Origin of the sequence: Pseudomonas sp. NBRC 111133, from assembly GCF_001320605.1 — a bacterium.
GTDB lineage: Bacteria > Pseudomonadota > Gammaproteobacteria > Pseudomonadales > Pseudomonadaceae > Aquipseudomonas > Aquipseudomonas monteilii.
The window spans coordinates 1-21,756 of the sequence record NZ_BCBJ01000050.1; the positions used below are offsets into that span (position 1 = coordinate 1).

The following is a 21,756-nucleotide window of genomic DNA, read 5'->3' on the forward strand; positions in this document are numbered from 1 at the left end:
ATGCCAGCCCTGCCCGACAGCTTTTTCGACCGCGACGCCCAGACCCTGGCCAAAGCCCTGCTCGGCAAGGTTATCCGCCATCGCCACGGCGACCTGTGGCTTGCCGCGCGCATCATCGAGACCGAGGCTTACTACCTCGCCGACAAAGGCAGCCACGCCTCGCTCGGCTACACCGAAAAGCGCAAAGCGCTGTTCCTCGATGGCGGGCACATCTACATGTATTACGCCCGCGGCGGCGACTCGCTGAACTTCAGCGCTCACGGGCCGGGCAATGCGGTGCTGATCAAGTCGTCCATATTTAACCTGTAAGACTCATTTTCACGCACCTGTATTTTCATCAAGGTCGATTTTTGTGGTTGAACTCGTTCAAGCATAAAAATTGAGCACATACAAAATTTTATATAAAACACCCGATTAAGGTCCAACCCTAAATCATCATTATCGTCCAACCTAAAAAATATTTTCACTTTACTATTGACACCGTTTTTCTTTGAATTTAAGCCATAAAATGACTATCTCGAAAATCGAAATATCAAAAAAATGAGATAAAAACATATAAAAAAATACATGCACCTTTTTAGTGCACTCACGGAAATAGGTCAAAAACAGTCGATTATTTTTCTTGTGAACCATAGTAAAGGAAAAATATCACACCCTCTAAAAACGGCTATATCGTGCGTTTTAATTTTTCAAGATTTTACTGGCCAAAGTGCGTTTGCTTCTAAACATGCGAACTTGATTCGCAATAACCAGATGCTTTTGATTTTGCTCTTCTTGGATAACTCTTAAATAAGTGTCGCAAGCTGATTTTATGGGATAATTTAACTATTTTGCTTCTTGAAAATATAAGCTGCATTAAATATATACTTCTATTGACAAGATTTTGTCCTGTGGTAAATGTATATATATGAAACCACATTTTAAACTATGATATTTATTCCGCATCGCATAACACTTGAAAATCTCACTGCTAAATTATTCTTTGCAGAATGCGAGGCACAGTATGTTTATGAGCGAGCTATCGAAAAGAAACTGACTTCGAAGGAATATTATCAAAACAAGTTAAACAATTCATCAGAAAGAAACCATAAAGCATTAGTCAAAGAAATACGAAATCTTGAGCAAAAAAAGACTTGGGTTGCAAATTGCGAAGAATATAAATGTTGGAAGATACAGCATAAATATGCTCTCGATGGCGATTTGAACGAAATCGTCAAAAATATCACGTTTGTTTTCAAGAGAATTCAAGAAAATCTCATTATTAAGAAAAGAAATCTCAAAAATGACGAGTGCGGCGAAAACGTGCTCTCACATATAAATCATAACTGGAATATTGGCTACAACATCAAAATTAAAGATATCAAAGGGTCAACTATAAAAGACAAGCTAATCAATATTACTGATGAGAAAAAGCTCAAATCACAAATAAAAAGGATACAAAAGCAACGAAGCGAACTTTCAAAGATGCACTCAGGTTTAATTGGTTCGGGTCAAGCATATGAGATTTGTAGTGATGAAGTTGTTCGCAATAGAGAAACTGACGAACAAAAACAATATGAATACATATTGAGCAAATACGTTGTCTATGCAAACAACAAGAAAATCCCGCTATCAAAAGTAGCAAGCACTGAAAAACAAAGATTTGCTGAGATATATATTCAAGTTATGTCATTAGACGCATACGCAAAGAGACTTGACTACAAGCCTCTTTTCATAACTTTTACCGCTCCGGCAAGGTTTCACCCAATGCCGTCAAAAGGCGTTAGTTCTTGGGATGGTTCAACGCCAAAAGAAAGCAATGACTATTTAAAAGGTTTGTGGAATGCTTTTAGAAAAGACATCCATAGACATAAGATTGAGATGAATGGTTTCTGGGCTGTCGAGCCACACAAAGACCAATGTTTTCACAAGCACGCTTTAATGTATGTAAACAAAAAGCATTTTGACGAATTAGTCATATTGATTAACAAACATTTTAGGCATTCTGAAAATGCCGTTAGAATTGAAGAAATTGACACAAAGAAAAGCAAGGCAACATCATACGTGATGAAATATCTAACTAAGTCATTCAATATGGATTTCGAGTTGAAGGGCGGCGTTCTAAATATAGATAAGTTGGAAATTTCAAATCACAAAAAAGTTAGAGCTGTTCAAGCTTTGTGGGGTGTGCGTAGATATGCAATGTTCGGCGTTAAAAACACGCTTTCATTATGGAGAGAATTAAAAAGAAAACCATTTTTTAAAGGTAAAAATGAAAACCTTGATAAAGCATTCATGTTTATTGAGAAAAACGACTTTATTGGCTTCTCGATGTTTGTTAATGGAAAGCTAAAAATAATGAGGGTCTTCAATGAAATACAAATCATGAAAGATGATTTGCTGGGCGATGTATTTGGAAAAAGTCTAGCAGGTAAATACATAATTGATTTGGTGACTGATGAAGTAATTGATATCAAATCAACTTGCAAGATAGTAGATGTTTCATTGTTTGATACTGCAGCCGGAAAATAAATATATATTTATCTATTGATTATTTATAATCGCATGTTACATTGTAACTAACAAACTGGAGAACAACAATATGAAATTAATACTAGTGGCTAGCGGAAAGAAAGAAGTCTTAAAGTCTATTAAAAAATTTGGCATAGATGGTATGTATGAGAATATTAAGAGCATACACAATGATAGCGAGTGCGACTTATTTTATGATACCGTTGACGGCGAATTTAAAGCCTTGGTAGACCAAAGTAAGGTTCCTTATGAGTATTGGGACAACTGCTTAAAGGTCTAATCAATCTGAACTCTGTCAGCCAGCTAACGCTGGTTTTATTACGCCAACTTAAATAAAAGTATATACATCTATTGACAAGTTGCAATTGCATGATTTAATGGATGTAATACTAGAACAAAGGTGTTATATGAAAAGGAAGGTTAAGGTTTATTTATTGAAATCTGAGCAAGGGCTAATGAATGAGGCATTAGAAATCACAAAGAAAAACGATTTTTCATTAGCAAGTTTTCTAAATGCTTGCATAGAGCAATATGTGAAAAGTTACAGGATTAATGGTTTTGAAACCAACATACATCTTGATGTTGAGATAAAGAAATACAAGAGAACTAATAAGCAATGAGGGATATATGAATGGAGTTAAATACTTAGTAATAGCAATCGCAATAGCAACAACATTTAATGCAAATGCTGAATATATTGTTAAAATCCCAATCGAGCAAGCATCTGGTGGTTTTTTAACTGATGACAGTATCACATTCACAAGACCGAGCGATGTGGGTTCAAATCCTGTCGATCCAGTAACGCCTGAAAATCCTGACAGCTCAAATGAAACTCCAGTTGAAAAAACTGGTGCTGAATTGTGTGATGACAGAGTGCAACCAACGATAAATTTTTTAGCGATGAATTATTCCGAAAGCTCTTACAAATCACATGAATTTAGTGATTTATATGTTGCGATAATTGACCCTGTTCACAGGGACGGTTGCAAGGTTTTTGTCAGTATCCCTAAATCAAAAACTTATTCTTGCGTAAAAAATAATGATTATGCGGAAAGATTAGTCAGTGACCTAAGACAAAAGGGTTTTGATGGCGTATATCTTGAATCGTATGGAGCATGTCAGTAAACAAGAGAACTTGAAAGAATTAACAAATAAAAAGCCCTGATAGGGCTATTTTTTTAACTGTGGCTTTAAGTCAAACGTTACTGCTCTTTTGTTTGTCATATGTGCTTTAAATGCTTGTTCAAGCTGTTTTGCTGCTGCTGGGTCTCTTTCCTTAATTTCATCAAACACTTCATAAAAGTCCTGCCTCAAATCATATTGGCGTTTCACCTCGCCCTTTCTTTCATAGATTAGATTTTGTCTGTCCACGTATCTATGTCCGGCAATATCACTTTTGCTGGTTCCAGTGAAGAGTTTCTTATCAAGTTTTTTCTGTATGCCTTCAAACGCTTCAACAAGTTCATCATCAGAGTATGTTGAATAGTCGCCATCAATCTTGCGACTTTCAGGCTCTGCAAGCGGCTCTGGGGCAATCGGTGTGTAAAGGTCACTCGCAATAGGCTCATCTGGTTTAGGTGTCTCTATGACTTTCGTAGGAGCCTCTGCGACAGGTATAGGGTTGGATAGCTCAAACTCTTTCATCAAGTCATCAATCAAATCATCATTAGTAGGTGCAACCTGTTCTTGTTCAACCTGACTTGTTGGTTCTGTGGCCTTCTCTAGTGCGTTCTCAACGGGTGTAGGCACGACAGGCTCAACTGGTTTAGGTGGCTCTACGGCTTTCTTGGTCTTCCATTTTTGAGCTTGTAATTCATAGTCAGCTTTTCTTTGTTCAAGCTCTTTCAAGTCTTGTTGAGTGGGTTTATATCCTGACAATGTGAAACCTTTATCTTCAAGGTTCATCATCTTGAACTCCATCCACATTTTCTTTTTTGCGTATTCTGGGCCATTCACATAGAGCGGCCCCGGCTTCTTCATGTCAGTTGTTAGGCGTTGAAGTCCAGCTTTTATACTGTCTCTTGATAAGTCTTGAAATGTAACTTTTGAAGGGTCTTTGTGGTATTCAAAAGCCTTCTGGCTGGTAGAGTTTTTAAAGAAGTGCTCCACATTGTTGCCGGATTCTTGATGTGTAAATTTCTTTTCAAGGACAGTTTTGTATTTATTCTTTTTAAGAAATTCAACATCTTCATTTGTAGAAAGGTTTAATTCCTCATTGTATCTACGAGCTTTTTTTGAATAGTGCTCCATCAATTGACTGAATTGGTGCTGCTCTTGAAGCTTGTTTTTTAGTTTCGAGTGTTGAATACCCAACTCACTGGCCTTGAACGTTTGGCCTTCTTTTTCTAATGAATAGGAGTTCTGTCCATTCGGGATAATGTCAAACCCTTGCTTGTGAAGGTTAGCAAGGAAAGCCGTTGTTGTGGTTGCACCAATGAAAGCTTTTTCAATTTGAGACTTGAATTGTTTTTTATGTGATTTGATACCTCTTACTTCAAGAGCTTTTTCGTGGTTGCTCTCTGGTGGTTTTGTTTCTAAGTCAGGGTTTAAAGATTTCCTATTTTCGACTTTAAATAGATTGTGCTTATGTTCAAGCTCAGTCAATTTAGCTTCAATAATTCTGTAATCATCAACTTGATTATATATTTTATTATTGAAGTCTCTGGGTGCCCATACAAAGTGGACATGGATTTGTTTAGTGTCTGTATGGACAGCAAAAGCGTGCTCACGGTTTAATCCGTGAGTATCTGAATAAAGTTCTTTTGCTATGGCAAGAGCTTGTTCGGGTGTGATTTTGTCGGATGGGTCAAAAGATACCATTTCGTGAAAACTGGTATTTTGCTGCTTGCCTTTGCAAGCCTTATCGAATTTCTTGGCTAGAAACTCTATAAATTCTTGCGTTGTTCCTGTTTGAAGTCTGTTGCTCTCTATAAGGGCTGATTTCTTCAAAGCATATCCAAGGGTGTTTTGTGTTTCTCCTTTTGACTTCTGCGTGCTCAATTTCTCTCTTATCATACTATCCTGCGGCTGTTTATTTTAAAGTGATTTTTTCTTCGTGCTCAACAAGCTTTGAATAAAGTTGGTCAAAGGTTTTTTTGGCATTATTGAACAACTCAATATTTTTCTCTACCAAATCCACTTTCCCCAAATTAATTGCCCTTGCCATTTGATTTAAATTATTTCCCATTTTATTCAAGTCAGCCTCTGCCTTCCCAACATACTCGATAAATCTTTCATTTCTTATCTCGATAACATTGCACCCATTAACTGCTAGATGTTCAATGTACTTCGCCTGACTAATGCCCAGCAAAGCTGCCTTAGCAACAATTTTGTCTTTTGCTTCTTTTGAAACTCTGACATTAAATTGCTCACCATTTCTTTTTTTCTTACTCATAGTTGTCCTCGTAATATGTTTATTTTCTGGAATGTCCGAAGACATTTCAGCTACCTGCTTTTGATTTTATTTTCAAACGAAGTGCAGAAAATCGAGCAGGGAAGTAAGTGAAAAATGTCGAAGACTTTTGAACGGTAGGATAAAAACGAAGTTTTTTCCTATACATTCCCATTGCTCGCCTTCTTTTCTCTTGACTTCATATTATTATGCTAACTCAAGTTTAAAAGATTTCAATAGTGTATAGGAACAATAGTTATTGATGGCGTGTCTAGGAAGCTACCTAGGAGACTGCCTAGGACTGGTATAGGAAAGGTATAGGAATAAAAAAGCCACCTAAGAAGGTGGCCGTATTCTGGAAATAAAAGCAGATAGTAAATTAGTTCTTGTGATTCAAAATCTCGTTGATTTCATCATCACGTTGCTTGGTGTTTTCTGTCCTGAACACATTTTGAATAATGCCATTGTTAATGAATCGCTTGGCACCATTTTTGAACATCACACCATAATCATCAAGTTCAAAATCAATGACAATATGCTTAATTATTTCATGCAAGATGAGATTGATTTTTGACCGTGCCTCATAGGTGCCATTGACTTTTAATTCATCAATTGCATTGTCTATGTTTGAGTTATAAACATTCAATTGAGATATTTCAAGCCGAATAGATTTGATTTCACTATCAAGAGATTTAATGTCTATTTCTGCTTGTTTGGCTTGTGCAATCATAAACGAAGGCAAATCACCATCGTTCTCAACAAAGTTTCGCTCAAAGTTTTCAAGCAGCTTTTTCTTTTTCTCAATATCTGCTTGTAAGTTCCTTTGTTGCTTGATTAGGTTTTCAAGTGGATTATTTTCATGTAGAACATCTGCAAGATTGATTTCTTGGATAGCTTTAAGCATTACATTCTCAAAGTCTTCATAACGAAGTCTTTTTGTGATGCACTCTTTAGTGAACTTACCTTTTTTACAAATTAAGTAGTTTACTGGTTTTGGGTTTTTTGCACGTTTATCAATGCCGGGATTGAGCAAATGAATAGGACCATCACAATCGGCACACTTCAATAAACCTGTGAAAAGGTTTGTGAATAGTTTACCTCTGCGTCCTTTTCTGGTTGTGTTTGTAGCAGTGATTTGTTGGCACTGGTCAAATATTTCTTTGCTTATTACTGCTGGGAAATAGTTTTCAATTGGTTCGCCAATAGCTACCAAATCACGTTTTCCTGTATTTTGTTTCTTGGGCTGATACATTCCATATGTTGCTGGATTTCTAATTATTTTTGAGATTGTAGAAGGTTCCCAATACTCAATTCCTTTGAATGTTGGGATGTTCTGTTCATTGAGAATGTTTTTGATTTTCAGGGAACCATTGCCATTTTGGAATAGCTCAAAAATCAATCTTACGGTTTTGGCTTTGTCTTCATTCAAAACATATCGACGACGCTTTACTTGCTTGTTCTTTGTTTCGTCCATTATGTAATATGTTTCTGTATCAATCCAAGCTGGTGCTTGGGCTGTCATAGCAATTTTATGAGTAGCAGCAAGCTCACGTTTAAAAGCCCAATTCTGTAAACCTTTATCGGATTTGACCTGACTTTCTTTATTTGCACGGGATGCGTCAATCGACAATGTAATGATTGAGAAAACGTCAATTTCTTCAAGGATACGTTGTTCTTTATCACTGATAATCGCTAATTTCAAACCTTTTGAAATTATTTGATTAACCTTCATTAAAGCGTCAATTGGGCCACGCCGTGTTAAACGGTCAATGTTTTCTAAAGCAAAAACATCACCCGGTTGGAATTTGTCTTTTTCAAGGTCTTCAAAGAATTTTGTAAGTTCTTTTTGCTCTGTATCGTCCGAAAACGATGAACGTCCAATGTCTTCAAGAATATGACTATCTTCAAGCGATAGCCCATTTTTTCGGGCAAAATCTGCAATCAGGTTCCGCTGGCGTTCCAGCGAGAACCCCTTTAACTGCTCGCTTGTGGACATACGAACGTATGAGATTAGACGCGGCATTGCTTGATACCTGTGAGCCTTGGCGTTACAGGTATTATACGACAGACTTGATCAAGTCCGCCTATCCTTGGCAGGATGCCCTTTCAGGCCCCAACAGCCTGGCGCAGATGCAACTGAACAACCCCGATGCCAGCGGCCAGCTGCGCCCGGATGAGCGCCTGTGCGCGGGCCAGACCCTGCTATGCCGGGCCCTGGGCCTGAAAGTGCCGCACTGGGACGCCCAACGCTTCGACGCCGAGCGGCTGTACGTGGACGATTGCGGCAACGCCGTACCACGGGTCATCCAGGCCGCGCGCCTGGGCATCCCGCACGGGCGTGACGAACACCTGCCCTACCGTTTCGTCGATGCCGAATACGCCCGCTTCTGCACGCGGAACCCGTTACGCCGCGGCCAAGTCGAAGGCCGGGACTTCTTCATTCACGAACAAGGAAGCTGAACATGGGCCAATGGCTCGACAGCCTGACCGGCTGGCTAAGCGCCAACCCACAGTGGCTTGGCCTCGCGATTTTCCTGGTGGCCTGCATCGAATGCCTGGCCATCGCCGGCATCATCGTGCCGGGTACCGTGCTGCTGTTCGCCGTCGCGGTACTGGCCGGCAGTGGCGCCTTCAGCCTGGGGGAAACCTTGCTGCTGGGCTTCCTTGGCGGCCTTTTGGGTGATGCGCTGTCGTATACGGTGGGCAAGTACTTCCACCAGAACATCCGCCGCCTGCCCTTACTGCGCCACCACCCGGAATGGATTGGCAGCGCAGAGACCTACTTCCAGCGTTATGGCATTGCCAGCCTGCTGGTAGGCCGGTTTATCGGCCCTCTGCGGCCAATGCTGCCGATGGTGGCCGGCATGTTCGACATGCCACTGCCGCGCTTCATCGCCGTCAGCCTGGTGGCCGGCGCCGGCTGGTCGGTCGCCTACCTGCTGCCCGGCTGGGCCACTGGTGCGGCCATGCGCCTGCCGCTGCCGGAAGGCTTCTGGCTGGATGCGGGCATCATCGCCGGCACCCTGGCCGTACTGATCGGCCTTAGCCTCAACAGCAGCCTGCGTGACCAGCGCCACGGCACCCGGCTGGTAGCGGGCCTCAGTTTCATCGCCCTGGCCGGGATATTTATCGGCTGGCCTTACCTACATGAGTTCGATCAAGGCGTTATGACACTGGTTCAAGAACACCGCAGCCAGGCCATCGATGGCACCGTGGTCCTGGTGACGCGGCTGGGTGACTTCCGGACCCAGTTCTTCCTTGGCGGGCTGCTGACAGGCCTGTTGCTGCTTGCCCGGCAGTGGCGACACGCCCTGTTCGCTGTCGGCGCCCTGATGGGCACGGCGATTGCCAACGGCACACTCAAATGGCTGTTCGCCCGGGCACGGCCGGAAGTGCTGACCGACCCGTTGACCAGCTACAGCATGCCCAGCGGGCACAGCTCGGCGTCGTTTGCATTCTTTCTGGTGATGGCCGTGCTGGCGGGGCGTGGGCAGCCACCGCGGATGCGCCTGACCTGGGTGATGCTGGGTTGCATTCCGGCCCTGGCGATTGCCCTGTCGCGGGTTTACCTGGGGGCTCACTGGCCGACAGACATCCTGGCCGGAGCACTGCTGGCGTGCTGCGTGTGTGCGCTTAGCCTGACCCTGGTGCAACGGCGCCAGACACTGCCAGCCTTGCCGCAGCGGGTGTGGTGGCTGGTGTTGCCGGCGTGTATTGCGCTGCTGGCGTTCTTTGCCATGCATGCGCTGCCACAGGCGTTGCTCAGATATCAGTATTGATGTTGCCAGCGCTGGCCCTTTCGCGGGTAAACCCGCGAAAGGGCCGGTACAGGCACTACAGAACCATCATGCAAACAACTCACCCTGAATCCGCTCCAGCAGCTTCTGGATCTCCCCCAACCGCTGCTGCGGTGAGTCCAGGGTCAACAAATCCAACTTGTCCTCTTCCATGAACGGCAGCAGGTACGCCAGCTGATTGGACAGCGCCTGCCGCCCGTCCACTGGCCTCGGCATGTCCAGCGCTTCGACCATCGGGTGCTCACCCAGCGCCACCAGCAGCGCCAACAGGTCGTCGTCCGCCTCCAGCAACGGGCTGTCCGCCTGCTCCGGCAACCATTGCACCTGCCCTACCAGCAACTGGTCCTTCTGCACTTCGGTGCTGTCGAGGTTGAAGCGCCGCACACCTTCGACGCGAATACCCAGCAACCCGTTGTCTTGCTGGACGAAGTCGCGGATGACCGCCTCACAGCCAATCGAGGCGACCATAGGTGGCGCTTTGCCAACCTGCTCGCCCTCAAGGATGCACACCACACCAAAACCTTCGCCCTGCTTCATGCAGCGGCTTATCATGTCCAGGTAGCGCGCCTCGAAAATCTGCAAATCGAGAAAGCAGCCAGGAAACAGCACGGTATTGAGCGGAAACAGCGGTAGCGTCATCACAAGTCCTCAAGCCACCAGGCTGACCGCCAGCGGCAGGAACACCGCCGTGGCCACGCCCATCAGGCTCATCGCCAGCGCGGCAAAGGCGCCGCATTCGTCACTTTCCTGCAGGGCCACCGAAGTGCCCACCGCGTGCGCGGTCACGCCCAGCGACATGCCTCGCGCCTCAGGGCTGTGCACCCCGAAGCGGCTCAGCAGGGCCGGACCGAAGATGGCCCCGATCACCCCGGTAATCAACACGAACACCGCAGCCAAGGCCGCCACGCCCCCCATCTGTTCGGCCACCAGCATGGCGATCGGCGAAGTAACGGACTTCGGCGCCATGGTCATCAGGATCATGTGTTCGGCACCGAACCACCAGCCCAGCAACAGGCAGCACAGGGTGGCGAACAGGCCTCCGACTACCAGCGTAGTAAATGTGGGCCAGAACAGCTGGCGGATACGCCGCAGGTTGAGATAGAGCGGCACAGCCAGGGCGACGGTGGCAGGCCCCAGCAGGATGTTCATGATTTCGGTGCTTTTGCGGTACTCGCTGTAGTCAATACCGCACAGCAGCAATACGCCGATGACCAGCAACATCGACACCAGCACCGGCTGCAGGAAGATCCAGCGGGTCTTTTCGTAGGCCGCCAGCACAACCTGGTAGGCACCGAGCGTAATGCCGATACCGAACAACGGGTGATGGACGACTGCGTCAAGCGCGCCTTGCCAGTCGAGCATCATGGCTGCTCCTCACGTTTGCCCTGGCGCTGGATGAGCTTTTGCATCAGCACCCCGACAAACACCAGCGTCACCAGGCAGGAAATCAGCAAGGCTCCGGCAATGGCCCAGAAATCAGCGGCAATGTCCTTGGCATACACCATTACCCCTACCGCCGGCGGCACCAGCAACAGCGGCAGGTAGCGCAGCAGGCTACTGGCGGCCTCGTTCAACGGCTTGCCCACCTCACCGCGAGCCATGAGAAAGAACAACAGCAGCAACAGGCCAATAATCGGCCCCGGCAAAACCGGCACCAACAGGTGATTGATCGCCGTCCCCAGCAGCTGGAACAGCACCAGCCAGGTCAAACCACGCAACAGCATAAGCATCTCCCTCGGGCATGGTGGCCATTATAAGCACGCCCGGCTATAGACCGATATTCGCCGAAAAGCGGGCAACTTGACTGAAACGGTTAGCCGTGCTGATCTTGCACTTTCGTACCAACTGACAACCTGGAGAGTCCGCGATGCCCTATGTACCGGTTACAGAGCTTTCGCAGTACGTTGGTAAGGAACTGGGCCGCTCTGCCTGGCTCAAGATCGACCAGCAGCGCATCAACCTGTTCGCCGAGGCAACCGGCGATTTCCAGTTCATTCATGTCGACCCTGAGAAGGCGGCAAAAACACCGTTTGGCGGCACGATTGCCCACGGTTTCCTGACCTTGTCGCTGATCCCCAAGCTGATCGAGGACATCCTGATCCTGCCGCAAGGGCTGAAGATGGTGGTGAACTATGGGCTGGACAGCGTCAGGTTCATTCAGCCGGTCAAGGTCGACAGCCAGGTGCGTTTGAAGGTGGACCTGGCCGAGGTGACCGAGAAAAAGCCGGGGCAATGGCTGCTGAAGGCGATTGCCACGTTGGAAATAGAAGGTGAAGAGAAGCCTGCTTACATAGCTGAGTCGCTGTCGCTCTGCTTTGTCTGATGGTTTTTGGGGGCGCTGCGCGCCCCCTTCCCAAGCCGATCCACAAATCCCCCGCACTCGCGTAAACTGCCAGCCTTCGCGCAGCCTAGGGCTGCCCCTGTCGATTTACCAAAGGTGCCCGCCATGCCCTGGCTGCAAGTACGCCTGGCCATCAGCCCGGAACAAGCCGAAACCTACGAAGACGCCCTGCTTGAAGTCGGCGCCGTCTCGGTCACGTTCATGGACGCCGAAGATCAACCGATCTTCGAGCCAGACCTCAACACCACCCCGCTGTGGTCGCACACCCACTTGCTGGCATTGTTCGAGGCCGATGCCGACCCTGAGCAGGTGTTCGCCCACCTGCGCCTGCTGACCGGCGCAGATCTGCCCGAGCACCAGGCCGAAGTGATCGAGGACCAGGACTGGGAACGCAGCTGGATGGACAACTTCCAGCCGATGCGTTTCGGCCAACGCCTGTGGATCGTGCCGAGCTGGCACGATGCCCCGGAAAAGGACGCCGTCAACCTGCTGCTCGACCCGGGCCTGGCCTTCGGCACCGGCACCCATCCCACCACTGCCCTGTGCCTGGAATGGCTCGACGGCCAGCAACTCGAAGGCACCCAGGTGCTGGACTTCGGCTGCGGCTCGGGCATCCTGGCCATTGCCGCGCTGCTGCTGGGCGCCCGTGAAGCCGTCGGCACCGACATCGACGTGCAGGCCATCGAGGCTTCGCGCGACAACGCCCAGCGCAACGGCATTGCCGATGAAAAGCTGGCGCTGTACCTGCCCGAGCATATGCCGGCCATGCAGGCCGACGTGCTGGTCGCCAACATCCTGGCCGGCCCGCTGGTATCGCTGGCGCCGCAATTGTCCCGCCTGGTCCGCCCAGGTGGCCTGCTGGCCCTGTCGGGCATCCTCGCCGAGCAGGGCGAAGAAGTGGCTGCCGCCTACGCTGCCGACTTCGAACTGGACCCGATCGTCGTACGCGACGGCTGGGTGCGCATCAGTGGTCGCCGCCGTTAAGCGGGCCTAGAATAGTCTTCTGCACAGCTCCCGGATTGCCGCATGACCGACAGTTTCGTCACCCAGTGCCCGCATTGCCAGACCAGCTTTCGCGTCACCCACCACCAGCTGAGCGTGGCTCGCGGTGTGGTGCGCTGCGGTCACTGCTTGCAGGTGTTCAATGCCGCCAAGCAGTTGCTGGAGCAGAACCGCGCCAATGCCCCAGCGGTGGCTGCGCCAGTACCCGCTGTGCCGGCCGAACCGCTGATCGAGCAGGCGCCCCCCCCTGAGCCCGCCGTCGAAGTACGCAACGATAGGCCTGACGATGCCTGGGCGCTTACCGCCCAGGCCCTGGATGAGCTTGACCTCGACAAGGAACTGGAGCGCCTGGAACGTCGTGGCCAACCGGCCCCCACACGCCCGACCAACCTGGATGGCGGGCTGCAGGCACGGCGCGACGAACTGCACCCGGACGAGCACGCAGACGACCTGTTCGGCACAGCCACCGACGAGCCCTTTGAACCCCAACAGCCGGCAGAAGCCGCCCCGGTGCTGTTGGAGCCAGAGCCCCTGGCACTGGACCTGAAACCGGCACCCGGCGAGCGCACCGAACCGACCCTGGGCAGCAACCTTGACCTGGAGATCGATGACGAGCCACCCGTCCACCGCGCCCCCGAAATCGATGAGCAGCCCGCCTTCAGCGAGCCACTGGGCGCCAGCGATGACGAAATACCGGAAAAAGGCCTGAGCGCCCGCGACGATGAGCCGCTGGCGCTGCACCTGTCGGCCCGCGACGACGAACCTGACGAGCCCCTACCCGGCGGCCGCCTTGAACCAGGCCTTGCCAGTAAACCCGAGCGCCCGGTACGCAAGGAACCGCTGGTCGACGTGGTCGACGACCCGCTGCAGCTGGGCTGGGAAAAACCCGCCCCCAACTGGGGCAAGCGTTTGTTGTGGGGCTTTCTGACCTTGCTGGCTGCTGGCCTGCTGGCCTTCCAGTACGTGTGGTTCCACTTCGACGAAATGGCCCGCCAGGACCAGTACCGGCCAATCTTCCAGCAGATCTGCCCGATGGTCGGTTGCCAGGTGCCCACCCGGGTCGATATTGCACGCATCAAGAGCAGCAACCTGGTAGTGCGCAGCCACCCCGACTTCAAGGGTGCACTGATTGTCGATGCGATCATCTACAACCGCGCCCCCTTCTCCCAGCCGTTCCCGCTGCTGGAGCTGCGCTTTGCCGACCTCAATGGCCAGCTGATCGCCAGCCGTCGCTTCAAGCCCAGCGAGTACCTGTCGGGCGAGTTGGCCGGGCGTGGCGAAATGCCCAGCCAGACGCCGATCCATATCGCCCTGGACATCCTCGACCCGGGGCCGAAGGCCGTGAACTATAGCCTGAGCTTCCGTTCGCCGGAATAAGCGACAAGCGGCAAGCTTCAAGCCACAAGACAAGCGAGCCGATAGCCGGCCTGCTCCCTCTTGCAGCTTGAAGCTTGCTGCTTGTCGCTCGCCCTGATTGTTCAGATTTTATCCAAATCCATCTTTATCCGGTCACCGAGAGCGGGTATCATGCCAACCCTTTTTCGAACTCCAAGATTCGGCCCCACAACAGGGATCACCTATGTCGGCGGTACGCATCGGCCAATACACACTACGTAACAACCTGATCCTCGCGCCCATGGCCGGGGTCACGGACCAGCCTTTCCGTACACTTTGCCAGCGCCTGGGCGCGGGCATGGTGGTGTCGGAAATGGTCAGCAGCGATATGAGCCTGTGGAACAGCCGCAAATCGAGCCTGCGCCGCATCCATGAAGGTGATCCCGAGCCACGCTCGGTGCAGATCGCCGGCGGTGATGCGCAAATGATGGCAGCGGCGGCAAAGGCCAACGTCGAAGCGGGCGCCCAGATCATCGATATCAACATGGGCTGCCCGGCAAAAAAAGTCTGCAACAAAGCTGCAGGCTCTGCTTTATTGAGAGATGAAGCCTTGGTCCACGAAATCCTCCACGCCGTTGTCGGCGCCGTGGATGTTCCGGTGACCCTGAAGATCCGCACCGGTTGGGACCGGGCGAACAAGAACGGCCTGAACGTGGCGAAGATCGCCGAACAGGCCGGCATCCAGGCGCTGGCGGTGCATGGCCGCACACGCGCAGACCTGTACACCGGCGAAGCCGAATACGACACCATCGCTGCCATCAAACAGGCGGTGTCTATCCCGGTTTTTGCCAACGGCGATATCACTTCGCCAGAAAAGGCCCGGGCGGTGCTGGATGCCACCGGGGTCGACGGCCTGTTGATCGGCCGCGCCGCCCAGGGGCGGCCGTGGATCTTTCGCGAGATCGAGCATTACCTGCGCACTGGCGAACACCTGCCAGCGCCGCAGCTGGACGAAGTGGAACGCATCCTGCTGGAGCACCTGGCCGCGCTGCATGCCTTCTATGGCGATGTGATGGGCGTACGTATCGCCCGCAAGCACGTTGGCTGGTACCTGGCAACACGACCCGGCGGCAAGGAGTTTCGCTCCCGGTTCAACGCTTTGGAAGACACACAAGCGCAGTGCGCCAACGTTCACGCGTTTTTCAGTGAACGTCGACAGAGCCTTGAGACAGAGGACGGACAAGGGGTGGCCGCATGACGATGATGACCGAGACATTTGTGAGTGGAACAACGCCCGTGAGCGACAACGCCAACCTGAAACAGCACCTCAACACGCCGAGCGAAGAGGGCCAGACCCTTCGCGACAGCGTCGAGAAGGCGCTGCACAACTACTTCGCCCACCTGGAAGGCGCGACCGTCACGGACGTGTACAACCTGGTGCTCTCCGAAGTCGAGGCGCCCCTGCTCGAATGCGTGATGAACTACGTGAAGGGCAACCAGACCAAAGCCAGTGAGATGCTCGGGCTGAACCGAGGCACACTGCGCAAGAAGCTCAAGCAGTACGACTTGCTGTAAGCCAGAATCCCAACCAGAAAAGGCGGCTCCCTGAACAGAGGCGCCTTTTTTGCTGACTCCACCGCGTTATTGGAACCCGAAATGACCGACCAGACTACCCGCCTGCCAGTCCGCCGCGCCCTGATCAGCGTCTCCGACAAGACCGGTATCCTCGAATTCGCCCGTGAGCTGCAACAGCTCGGTGTCGAGATCCTGTCTACCGGCGGCACCTACAAGCTGCTCAAGGACAACGGCGTGAACGCGGTGGAAGTGGCCGACTACACCGGCTTCGCCGAAATGATGGATGGCCGGGTCAAGACCCTGCACCCGAAGATCCACGGCGGCATCCTCGGCCGTCGCGGCACCGACGACGCCATCATGAACGAGCACGGCATCAAGCCGATCGACCTGGTCGCGGTCAACCTGTACCCGTTCGAAGCCACCATTTCCAAGCCTGGCTGTGACCTGCCGACCGCTATCGAGAACATCGACATCGGCGGCCCGACCATGGTCCGTTCGGCTGCCAAAAACCACAAAGACGTGGCCATCGTGGTCAACGCCAGCGATTACGCCGGTATCGTAGAAGGCCTCAAGGCCGGTGGCCTGACTTACGCCCAGCGCTTCGACCTGATGCTCAAGGCGTTCGAGCACACCGCTGCCTACGACGGCATGATCGCCAACTACATGGGCACCATCAACCAGGCCAAGGACACCCTTTCGACTTCCGACCGCAGCGAATTCCCGCGCACCTTCAACAGCCAGTTCGTCAAGGCCCAGGAAATGCGTTACGGCGAGAACCCGCACCAGAGCGCGGCGTTCTACGTAGAAGCCAAGAAAGGCGAAGCCAGCATTTCCACCGCCATCCAGCTGCAAGGCAAGGAGCTGTCGTTCAACAACGTGGCCGACACCGACGCCGCGCTGGAGTGCGTGAAGAGCTTCGTCAAGCCGGCTTGCGTCATCGTCAAGCACGCCAACCCGTGCGGCGTGGCCGTTGTGCCTGAAGACGAAGGCGGCATCCGCAAGGCCTACGACCTGGCCTATGCCACCGACACCGAGTCGGCATTCGGCGGCATCATTGCCTTCAACCGCGAGCTGGACGGCGAAACCGCCAAGGCCATCGTCGACCGCCAGTTCGTCGAAGTGATCATCGCGCCGAAAATTTCCCAGGCTGCCCGTGAAGTGGTTGCCGCCAAGCAGAACGTACGCCTGCTTGAGTGCGGCGAATGGCCTGCCGAGCGCGCTGCCGGTTGGGACTTCAAGCGCGTCAACGGTGGCCTGCTGGTACAGAGCCGCGATATCGGCATGATCACCGCCGATGACCTGAAAATCGTCACCAAGCGTGCCCCGACCGAGCAAGAAATCCACGATCTGGTATTCGCCTGGAAAGTGGCCAAGTTCGTCAAGTCCAACGCCATCGTCTACGCCAAGCAGCGCCAGACCATCGGCGTAGGCGCTGGCCAGATGAGCCGGGTCAACTCCGCCCGCATTGCTGCAATCAAAGCTGAGCATGCTGGCCTGCAGGTGCAGGGCGCGGTCATGGCCTCAGACGCGTTCTTCCCGTTCCGTGATGGCATCGACAATGCGGCTAAAGTGGGTATCAGCGCCGTGATCCAGCCGGGTGGTTCGATGCGTGATGCTGAAGTCATTGCTGCAGCCGACGAAGCCGGCATTGCAATGGTCTTCACCGGCATGCGCCACTTCCGCCACTGATTTACGGCAATCGGCCGCACTGAAGCAGGCATCTGCTGCGTTGGGGCCAGTTCCGCTGATGCTCATTGCCAGAAGGCAACTCCGCTCATCGGAACCGGCCCCGCCTTGCATCTACCTGCTTCATTGCGACCTCGTACAGTGTGAGGCCTTGCCTCCCGTCCGAAAGAATTCGAGGTTTTGACATGAAAGTTTTGATCATCGGCAGCGGCGGCCGTGAGCACGCCCTGGCCTGGAAAGTTGCCCAGGACCCACGCGTCGAGAAAGTCTTCGTTGCCCCGGGCAACGCCGGCACCGCCATTGAAGCCAAGTGCGAAAACGTCGCTATCGACGTCTGCGCCCTGGAGCAACTGGCCGACTTCGCCGAAAAGAACGTCGACCTGACCATCGTCGGCCCTGAAGCACCGCTGGTCATCGGCGTAGTAGACCTGTTCCGCAGCCGTGGCCTGGACTGCTTCGGCCCAACCAAGGGCGCGGCCCAGCTGGAAGGTTCCAAGGCCTTCACCAAGGACTTCCTGGCACGCCACAAGATCCCGACCGCCGACTACCAGAACTTCACCGAAATCGAGCCTGCACTTGCCTACCTGCAAGAGAAAGGCGCACCGATCGTGATCAAGGCCGACGGCCTGGCTGCGGGCAAAGGCGTGATCGTCGCCATGACCCTCGAAGAAGCCGAAGCCGCCGTGCGTGACATGCTGGCCGGTAACGCCTTTGGTGAAGCCGGTTCGCGTGTGGTGATCGAAGAGTTCCTCGACGGCGAGGAAGCCAGCTTCATCGTCATGGTCGACGGCCACAACGTGCTGCCCATGGCCACCAGCCAGGACCACAAGCGCGTCGGCGACCAGGACACCGGCCCGAACACCGGCGGTATGGGTGCCTACTCCCCTGCCCCGGTGGTCACCGCCGACGTGCACCAGCGTGTGATGGACCAGGTCATCTGGCCGACCGTGCGCGGCATGGCCGAGGAAGGCAACGTCTACACCGGCTTCCTCTACGCAGGCCTGATGATCGACAAGGCGGGCAACCCCAAAGTCATCGAGTTCAACTGCCGCTTCGGCGACCCTGAAACCCAGCCGGTCATGCTGCGCCTGGAGTCGAGCCTGGTGCTGCTGATCGAAGCCGCCTTCGCCAAGGCGCTGGACAAGGTCGAAGCCCAATGGGACCCGCGCCCAAGCCTGGGCGTGGTGCTGGCAGCTGGCGGTTACCCGGGCGACTACGCCAAGGGCGACGCCATCAGCGGCCTGGACGCTGCGGCCAAGATCGAAGGCAAGGTGTTCCATGCCGGTACTTCGCTCAAGGATGGCCAAGTGGTCACCAACGGCGGTCGCGTTTTGTGTGCCACTGCCATGGGCAGCACCGTCGCTGACGCGCAGCAGCAGGCTTACCGTCTGGCCAAGGAAGTAAGCTGGAACGGCAGCTTCTACCGTACCGACATCGGTTATCGGGCCATCGCCCGCGAGCGCGGTGAGCACCAGCAGTAAGTACAACCGGAACGCCGTAGCGCTTTCAGCGCACGGCATCCGGCTCGTCGACAAGGCCCGGCACGGGCCTTGCCTTCGACTTGGCGCGCCGCGCATAGTTAGTACCCGGCACATCGGCTAAGAAGGGATTTCGTAGTGCGTCGGCTTCGGATTGCCTCAGCTCTGATCGTCAGCTTGCTGACCTTGCTCTGCATGTTCCCGGCAGCTGCCGAACATGACGGAGGCTGGACCGTTCTGCTCGACGAACAGGCCAACCTGCAACTGAGCGATGTGCGCTCCGAGCGCTACCGCAACCAGTTCAGCCCCCTGATTCTCGCCGAGCTGGATGCAGCGCCTGCGGAACAAGCCTTATGGCTGCACTACCGCCTGCAACCCGGCGACCAGGAACAACTGTTGCGGGTATTTGCCCCAGACCTTTCCGGCCTGGACCTCTACGCCCTCGAGGGCGACCAACTTCTGCGTCAGCTGCACCACGGACGCCTGGCCGGCAACGCCAGCCCCACCCTGCGTGGCAGCGACCATGTATTACCCCTGCCCAACAGCAAACAACCGCTGGACATCTACCTGCGCCTCGTTTCCGAACACCAGCTGCGCCCGGCCATCAGCCTGGAGCCGGCAGCCGTAGCGGCCTCAGACCAAAGCCAGCCCCTGCTGTTCGGCATGCTGTTCGGCGGCCTGGTGATGCTGATCATGCACAACCTGATCCGCTTCCTCTACAGCCGCTCCACCACCACCCTGATCCTGGCGCTGTACCACGGCCTGATGCTGCTCAGCGGCCTGATCCTGCTGAACCTCAGCGGCCCTTGGTGGCATGTGTGGCACAACGCGCAAACACCGGCCGCCTACCTGACGCTGGTGCTGGCAGGCCTGGCCGGGCTGTATTTCACCCAACACTTCTTCACACCGTGCAATTCGCCACGGCTTAACCGCCTGCTGCAAGGTGAAATGCTGGTGGTCGGGATCAGCGGCCTGGTGCTGCTGTTTGTCGACACCCTGCCCCTCAACCTGATGACCTACGCCCTGCTGGCCTTGGGCAGCGTGAGCATGCTGCTGGTCAGCAGCTACCACTGGTACCGTGGCTATGCACCCGGACGCCTGTTTAGCCTGGCCATGGTGGTGTTCAACCTGGGTGGTCTGGTACTGCTGCCGGCCTTGCTGGGCTTGACCCGCACCTCGACGCCCTGGTTGCTGTGCATCCTGTTGGGCCTGACCGTGGTCAGCGGCCTGCTGCTGAACCTGGCCGTCAGCGAACGCCTGCGGCGCATGAGCGAGGAGCGCTTCAGCGCCAGCCGTGCATTGGCCGCCAGCGATGCCGAAATCAACGCCAAGGCTGAGTTCCTGGCCAAGATCAGCCACGAAATCCGCACCCCCATGAATGGTGTACTGGGCATGACCGAGCTGTTGCTCGGCACACCGCTGTCGGTCAAGCAACGCGACTACGTGCAGACCATCCACAGTGCCGGCAACGAGCTGCTCACGCTGATCAACGAAATTCTCGACATTTCCAAGCTGGAGTCCCGGCAGATCGAGCTGGATGATGTGCAATTCGACCTTAACGCGCTGATCGAGGACTGCCTGAACATCTTCCGCGCCAAGGCCGAGCAACAGAACATCGAGCTGATCAGCTTCACCCAGCCACAGGTGCCGCGCGTGATCAGTGGCGACCCGACACGCCTGCGCCAGGCCTTGTCGAGCCTGCTGGAGAATGCGCTGAAAAACACCGACCAGGGCGAGATCCTGCTGGTGGTGGCGCTGGACCAGCGTGGCGATGTGCCCCGTTTGCGCATTGCCGTGCAGGACAGCGGCGAGCCGTTGCCCGCCGCCGACCGCGAAGCCTTGCTGCAGGCCGAGTTGCACAGCCACCATTTCCTGTCCAGCAACAAGCTGGGCGGGCACCTTGGCCTGGTCATTGCCAAGCAGCTGATCGGCCTGATGCAGGGCGAGTTCGGCATCAAGAGCAGCACGGGCATGGGCAACACCCTGTGGCTGACCCTGCCGCTGGACCCTTCACGCCTGGAGCAACCACCGGCCGACCTCGACGGCCCCCTACGCGATGCCCGTGTGCTGGTGGTGGACGACAACGACACCTGCCGCAAGGTGCTGGTACAGCAGTGCAGCGCCTGGGGCATGAACGTCAGCGCGGTGCCATCGGGCAAGGAAGCTCTGGCGCTGCTGCGTACCAAAGCGCACCTGCGTGACTACTTCGACGCCGTGCTGCTGGACCAGAACATGCCCGGCATGACCGGTATGCAGTTGGCCGCCAAAATCAAGGAAGACCCGAGCCTGAACCACGACATCCTGGTGGTGATGCTCACCGGCATCAGCAATGCGCCGAGCAAGGTCATTGCGCGCAATGCCGGGGTCAAGCGGATACTGGCCAAGCCGGTGGCCGGCTACACGCTGAAAACCACCCTGGCCGAAGAGCTGGCCCAGCGCGGCCGCGAGCAGGCGGTGCCTGCCAGCCTGCCAGGCATCCCTCAAGCGCTGGACCTGCCCGGCAACTTCCGCGTGCTGGTCGCCGAGGACAACAGCATTTCGACCAAGGTGATCCGCGGCATGCTCGGCAAGCTCAACCTCGAGCCCGACACGGCCTGCAATGGCGAAGAAGCCCTGCAGGCGATGAAAGCGCAGCACTAT

18 protein-coding genes and 2 pseudogenes are annotated in these 21,756 nt (G+C 53.4%); 14 read left to right on the forward strand and 6 right to left on the reverse strand.

All coding sequences use genetic code 11. The features are described 5' to 3' along the window. The 4 genes and pseudogenes from APH36_RS10185 to APH36_RS31605 all read left to right on the forward strand — a co-directional run. Positions 1-291 (forward strand): annotated as a pseudogene (locus APH36_RS10185) (DNA-3-methyladenine glycosylase); the annotation flags it as partial. 636 nt (positions 292-927) lie between these two features. Next, complete coding sequence (locus tag APH36_RS10190) at positions 928-2,511, forward strand: replication endonuclease (protein WP_060498522.1); 1,584 nt, start codon at positions 928-930, stop codon at positions 2,509-2,511. A 407-nt stretch (positions 2,512-2,918) separates the two neighbouring features. Further along, entirely contained in the window at positions 2,919-3,131 is a 213-nt protein-coding gene (locus APH36_RS31600) for a hypothetical protein (RefSeq protein WP_156342111.1), read from the forward strand. Positions 3,132-3,138: 7 nt separating this feature from the next. Continuing rightward, positions 3,139-3,636, forward strand: a complete 498-nt coding sequence (locus tag APH36_RS31605; protein WP_131727726.1) for a hypothetical protein — start codon at positions 3,139-3,141, stop codon at positions 3,634-3,636. Between the two features lie 45 nt (positions 3,637-3,681). Here the strand turns inward: APH36_RS31605 and APH36_RS10200 are convergent, their stop codons facing one another. From APH36_RS10200 to APH36_RS10210, 3 genes are all read right to left on the reverse strand, one after another. After that, positions 3,682-5,511, reverse strand: a complete 1,830-nt coding sequence (locus APH36_RS10200; protein WP_177337098.1) for a relaxase/mobilization nuclease domain-containing protein — start codon at positions 5,509-5,511, stop codon at positions 3,682-3,684. A gap of 31 nt (positions 5,512-5,542) precedes the next feature. Continuing rightward, the gene (gene mobC / locus APH36_RS10205) at positions 5,543-5,950 is read right to left on the reverse strand and encodes a plasmid mobilization relaxosome protein MobC (RefSeq protein ID WP_082426366.1); all 408 of its coding nucleotides are present in this window, start codon (positions 5,948-5,950) and stop codon (positions 5,543-5,545) included. 331 nt (positions 5,951-6,281) lie between these two features. Then, positions 6,282-7,925 (reverse strand): recombinase family protein, encoded by a 1,644-nt coding sequence (locus tag APH36_RS10210; RefSeq protein ID WP_060498526.1) that lies wholly within the window; start codon positions 7,923-7,925, stop codon positions 6,282-6,284. Positions 7,926-7,972: 47 nt separating this feature from the next. On the opposite strand from APH36_RS10210, the pseudogene APH36_RS10215 reads away from it, so the two are divergent. Both APH36_RS10215 and APH36_RS10220 read left to right on the forward strand, forming a co-directional pair. Beyond that, positions 7,973-8,362, forward strand: a pseudogene (locus APH36_RS10215) (DNA-3-methyladenine glycosylase); the annotation flags it as partial. A 2-nt stretch (positions 8,363-8,364) separates the two neighbouring features. Next, positions 8,365-9,681, forward strand: coding sequence for a bifunctional DedA family/phosphatase PAP2 family protein (locus APH36_RS10220; RefSeq protein ID WP_060498527.1), 1,317 nt, complete (start codon positions 8,365-8,367; stop codon positions 9,679-9,681). Positions 9,682-9,747: 66 nt separating this feature from the next. Here the strand turns inward: APH36_RS10220 and APH36_RS10225 are convergent, their stop codons facing one another. From APH36_RS10225 to APH36_RS10235, 3 genes are read right to left on the reverse strand one after another with little or no spacing between them, the layout of a single operon-like run. Continuing rightward, positions 9,748-10,338 (reverse strand): LON peptidase substrate-binding domain-containing protein, encoded by a 591-nt coding sequence (locus tag APH36_RS10225; RefSeq protein WP_016712194.1) that lies wholly within the window; start codon positions 10,336-10,338, stop codon positions 9,748-9,750. Between the two features lie 9 nt (positions 10,339-10,347). After that, a complete protein-coding gene (locus APH36_RS10230) occupies positions 10,348-11,064 on the reverse strand; it encodes an LrgB family protein (protein WP_060498528.1) in 717 nt (238 codons plus the stop codon). Next, the gene (locus tag APH36_RS10235; protein WP_060498529.1) at positions 11,061-11,423 is read right to left on the reverse strand and encodes a CidA/LrgA family protein; all 363 of its coding nucleotides are present in this window, start codon (positions 11,421-11,423) and stop codon (positions 11,061-11,063) included. The genes APH36_RS10230 and APH36_RS10235 overlap by 4 nt, the downstream gene beginning before the upstream one ends. A 143-nt stretch (positions 11,424-11,566) precedes the next feature. Between APH36_RS10235 and APH36_RS10240 the strand changes: the two genes are divergently transcribed. From APH36_RS10240 to APH36_RS10275, 8 genes are all read left to right on the forward strand, one after another. Beyond that, positions 11,567-12,022, forward strand: a complete 456-nt coding sequence (locus tag APH36_RS10240) for a MaoC family dehydratase (RefSeq protein ID WP_060498530.1) — start codon at positions 11,567-11,569, stop codon at positions 12,020-12,022. A 123-nt stretch (positions 12,023-12,145) separates the two neighbouring features. Beyond that, positions 12,146-13,024, forward strand: coding sequence for a 50S ribosomal protein L11 methyltransferase (gene prmA, locus APH36_RS10245; RefSeq protein WP_060498531.1), 879 nt, complete (start codon positions 12,146-12,148; stop codon positions 13,022-13,024). Positions 13,025-13,066: 42 nt separating this feature from the next. Continuing rightward, on the forward strand, positions 13,067-14,419 hold the full coding sequence (locus tag APH36_RS10250; RefSeq protein ID WP_060498532.1) for a DUF3426 domain-containing protein: 1,353 nt from the start codon (positions 13,067-13,069) through the stop codon (positions 14,417-14,419). A 202-nt stretch (positions 14,420-14,621) separates the two neighbouring features. Then, positions 14,622-15,635 (forward strand): tRNA dihydrouridine synthase DusB, encoded by a 1,014-nt coding sequence (gene dusB, locus APH36_RS10255; protein ID WP_060498533.1) that lies wholly within the window; start codon positions 14,622-14,624, stop codon positions 15,633-15,635. Then, complete coding sequence (gene fis, locus APH36_RS10260) at positions 15,632-15,952, forward strand: DNA-binding transcriptional regulator Fis (RefSeq protein ID WP_019099786.1); 321 nt, start codon at positions 15,632-15,634, stop codon at positions 15,950-15,952. The genes dusB and fis overlap by 4 nt, the downstream gene beginning before the upstream one ends. Positions 15,953-16,033: 81 nt before the next feature. Further along, a complete protein-coding gene (gene purH / locus APH36_RS10265) occupies positions 16,034-17,641 on the forward strand; it encodes a bifunctional phosphoribosylaminoimidazolecarboxamide formyltransferase/IMP cyclohydrolase (RefSeq protein ID WP_060498534.1) in 1,608 nt (535 codons plus the stop codon). Positions 17,642-17,823: 182 nt separating this feature from the next. Further along, positions 17,824-19,119, forward strand: a complete 1,296-nt coding sequence (gene purD, locus APH36_RS10270; protein WP_016712203.1) for a phosphoribosylamine--glycine ligase — start codon at positions 17,824-17,826, stop codon at positions 19,117-19,119. A 135-nt stretch (positions 19,120-19,254) separates the two neighbouring features. After that, positions 19,255-21,756, forward strand: a 2,502-nt coding sequence (locus tag APH36_RS10275) for a hybrid sensor histidine kinase/response regulator (protein WP_060498535.1), incomplete at its 3' end; no start/stop codon positions are given.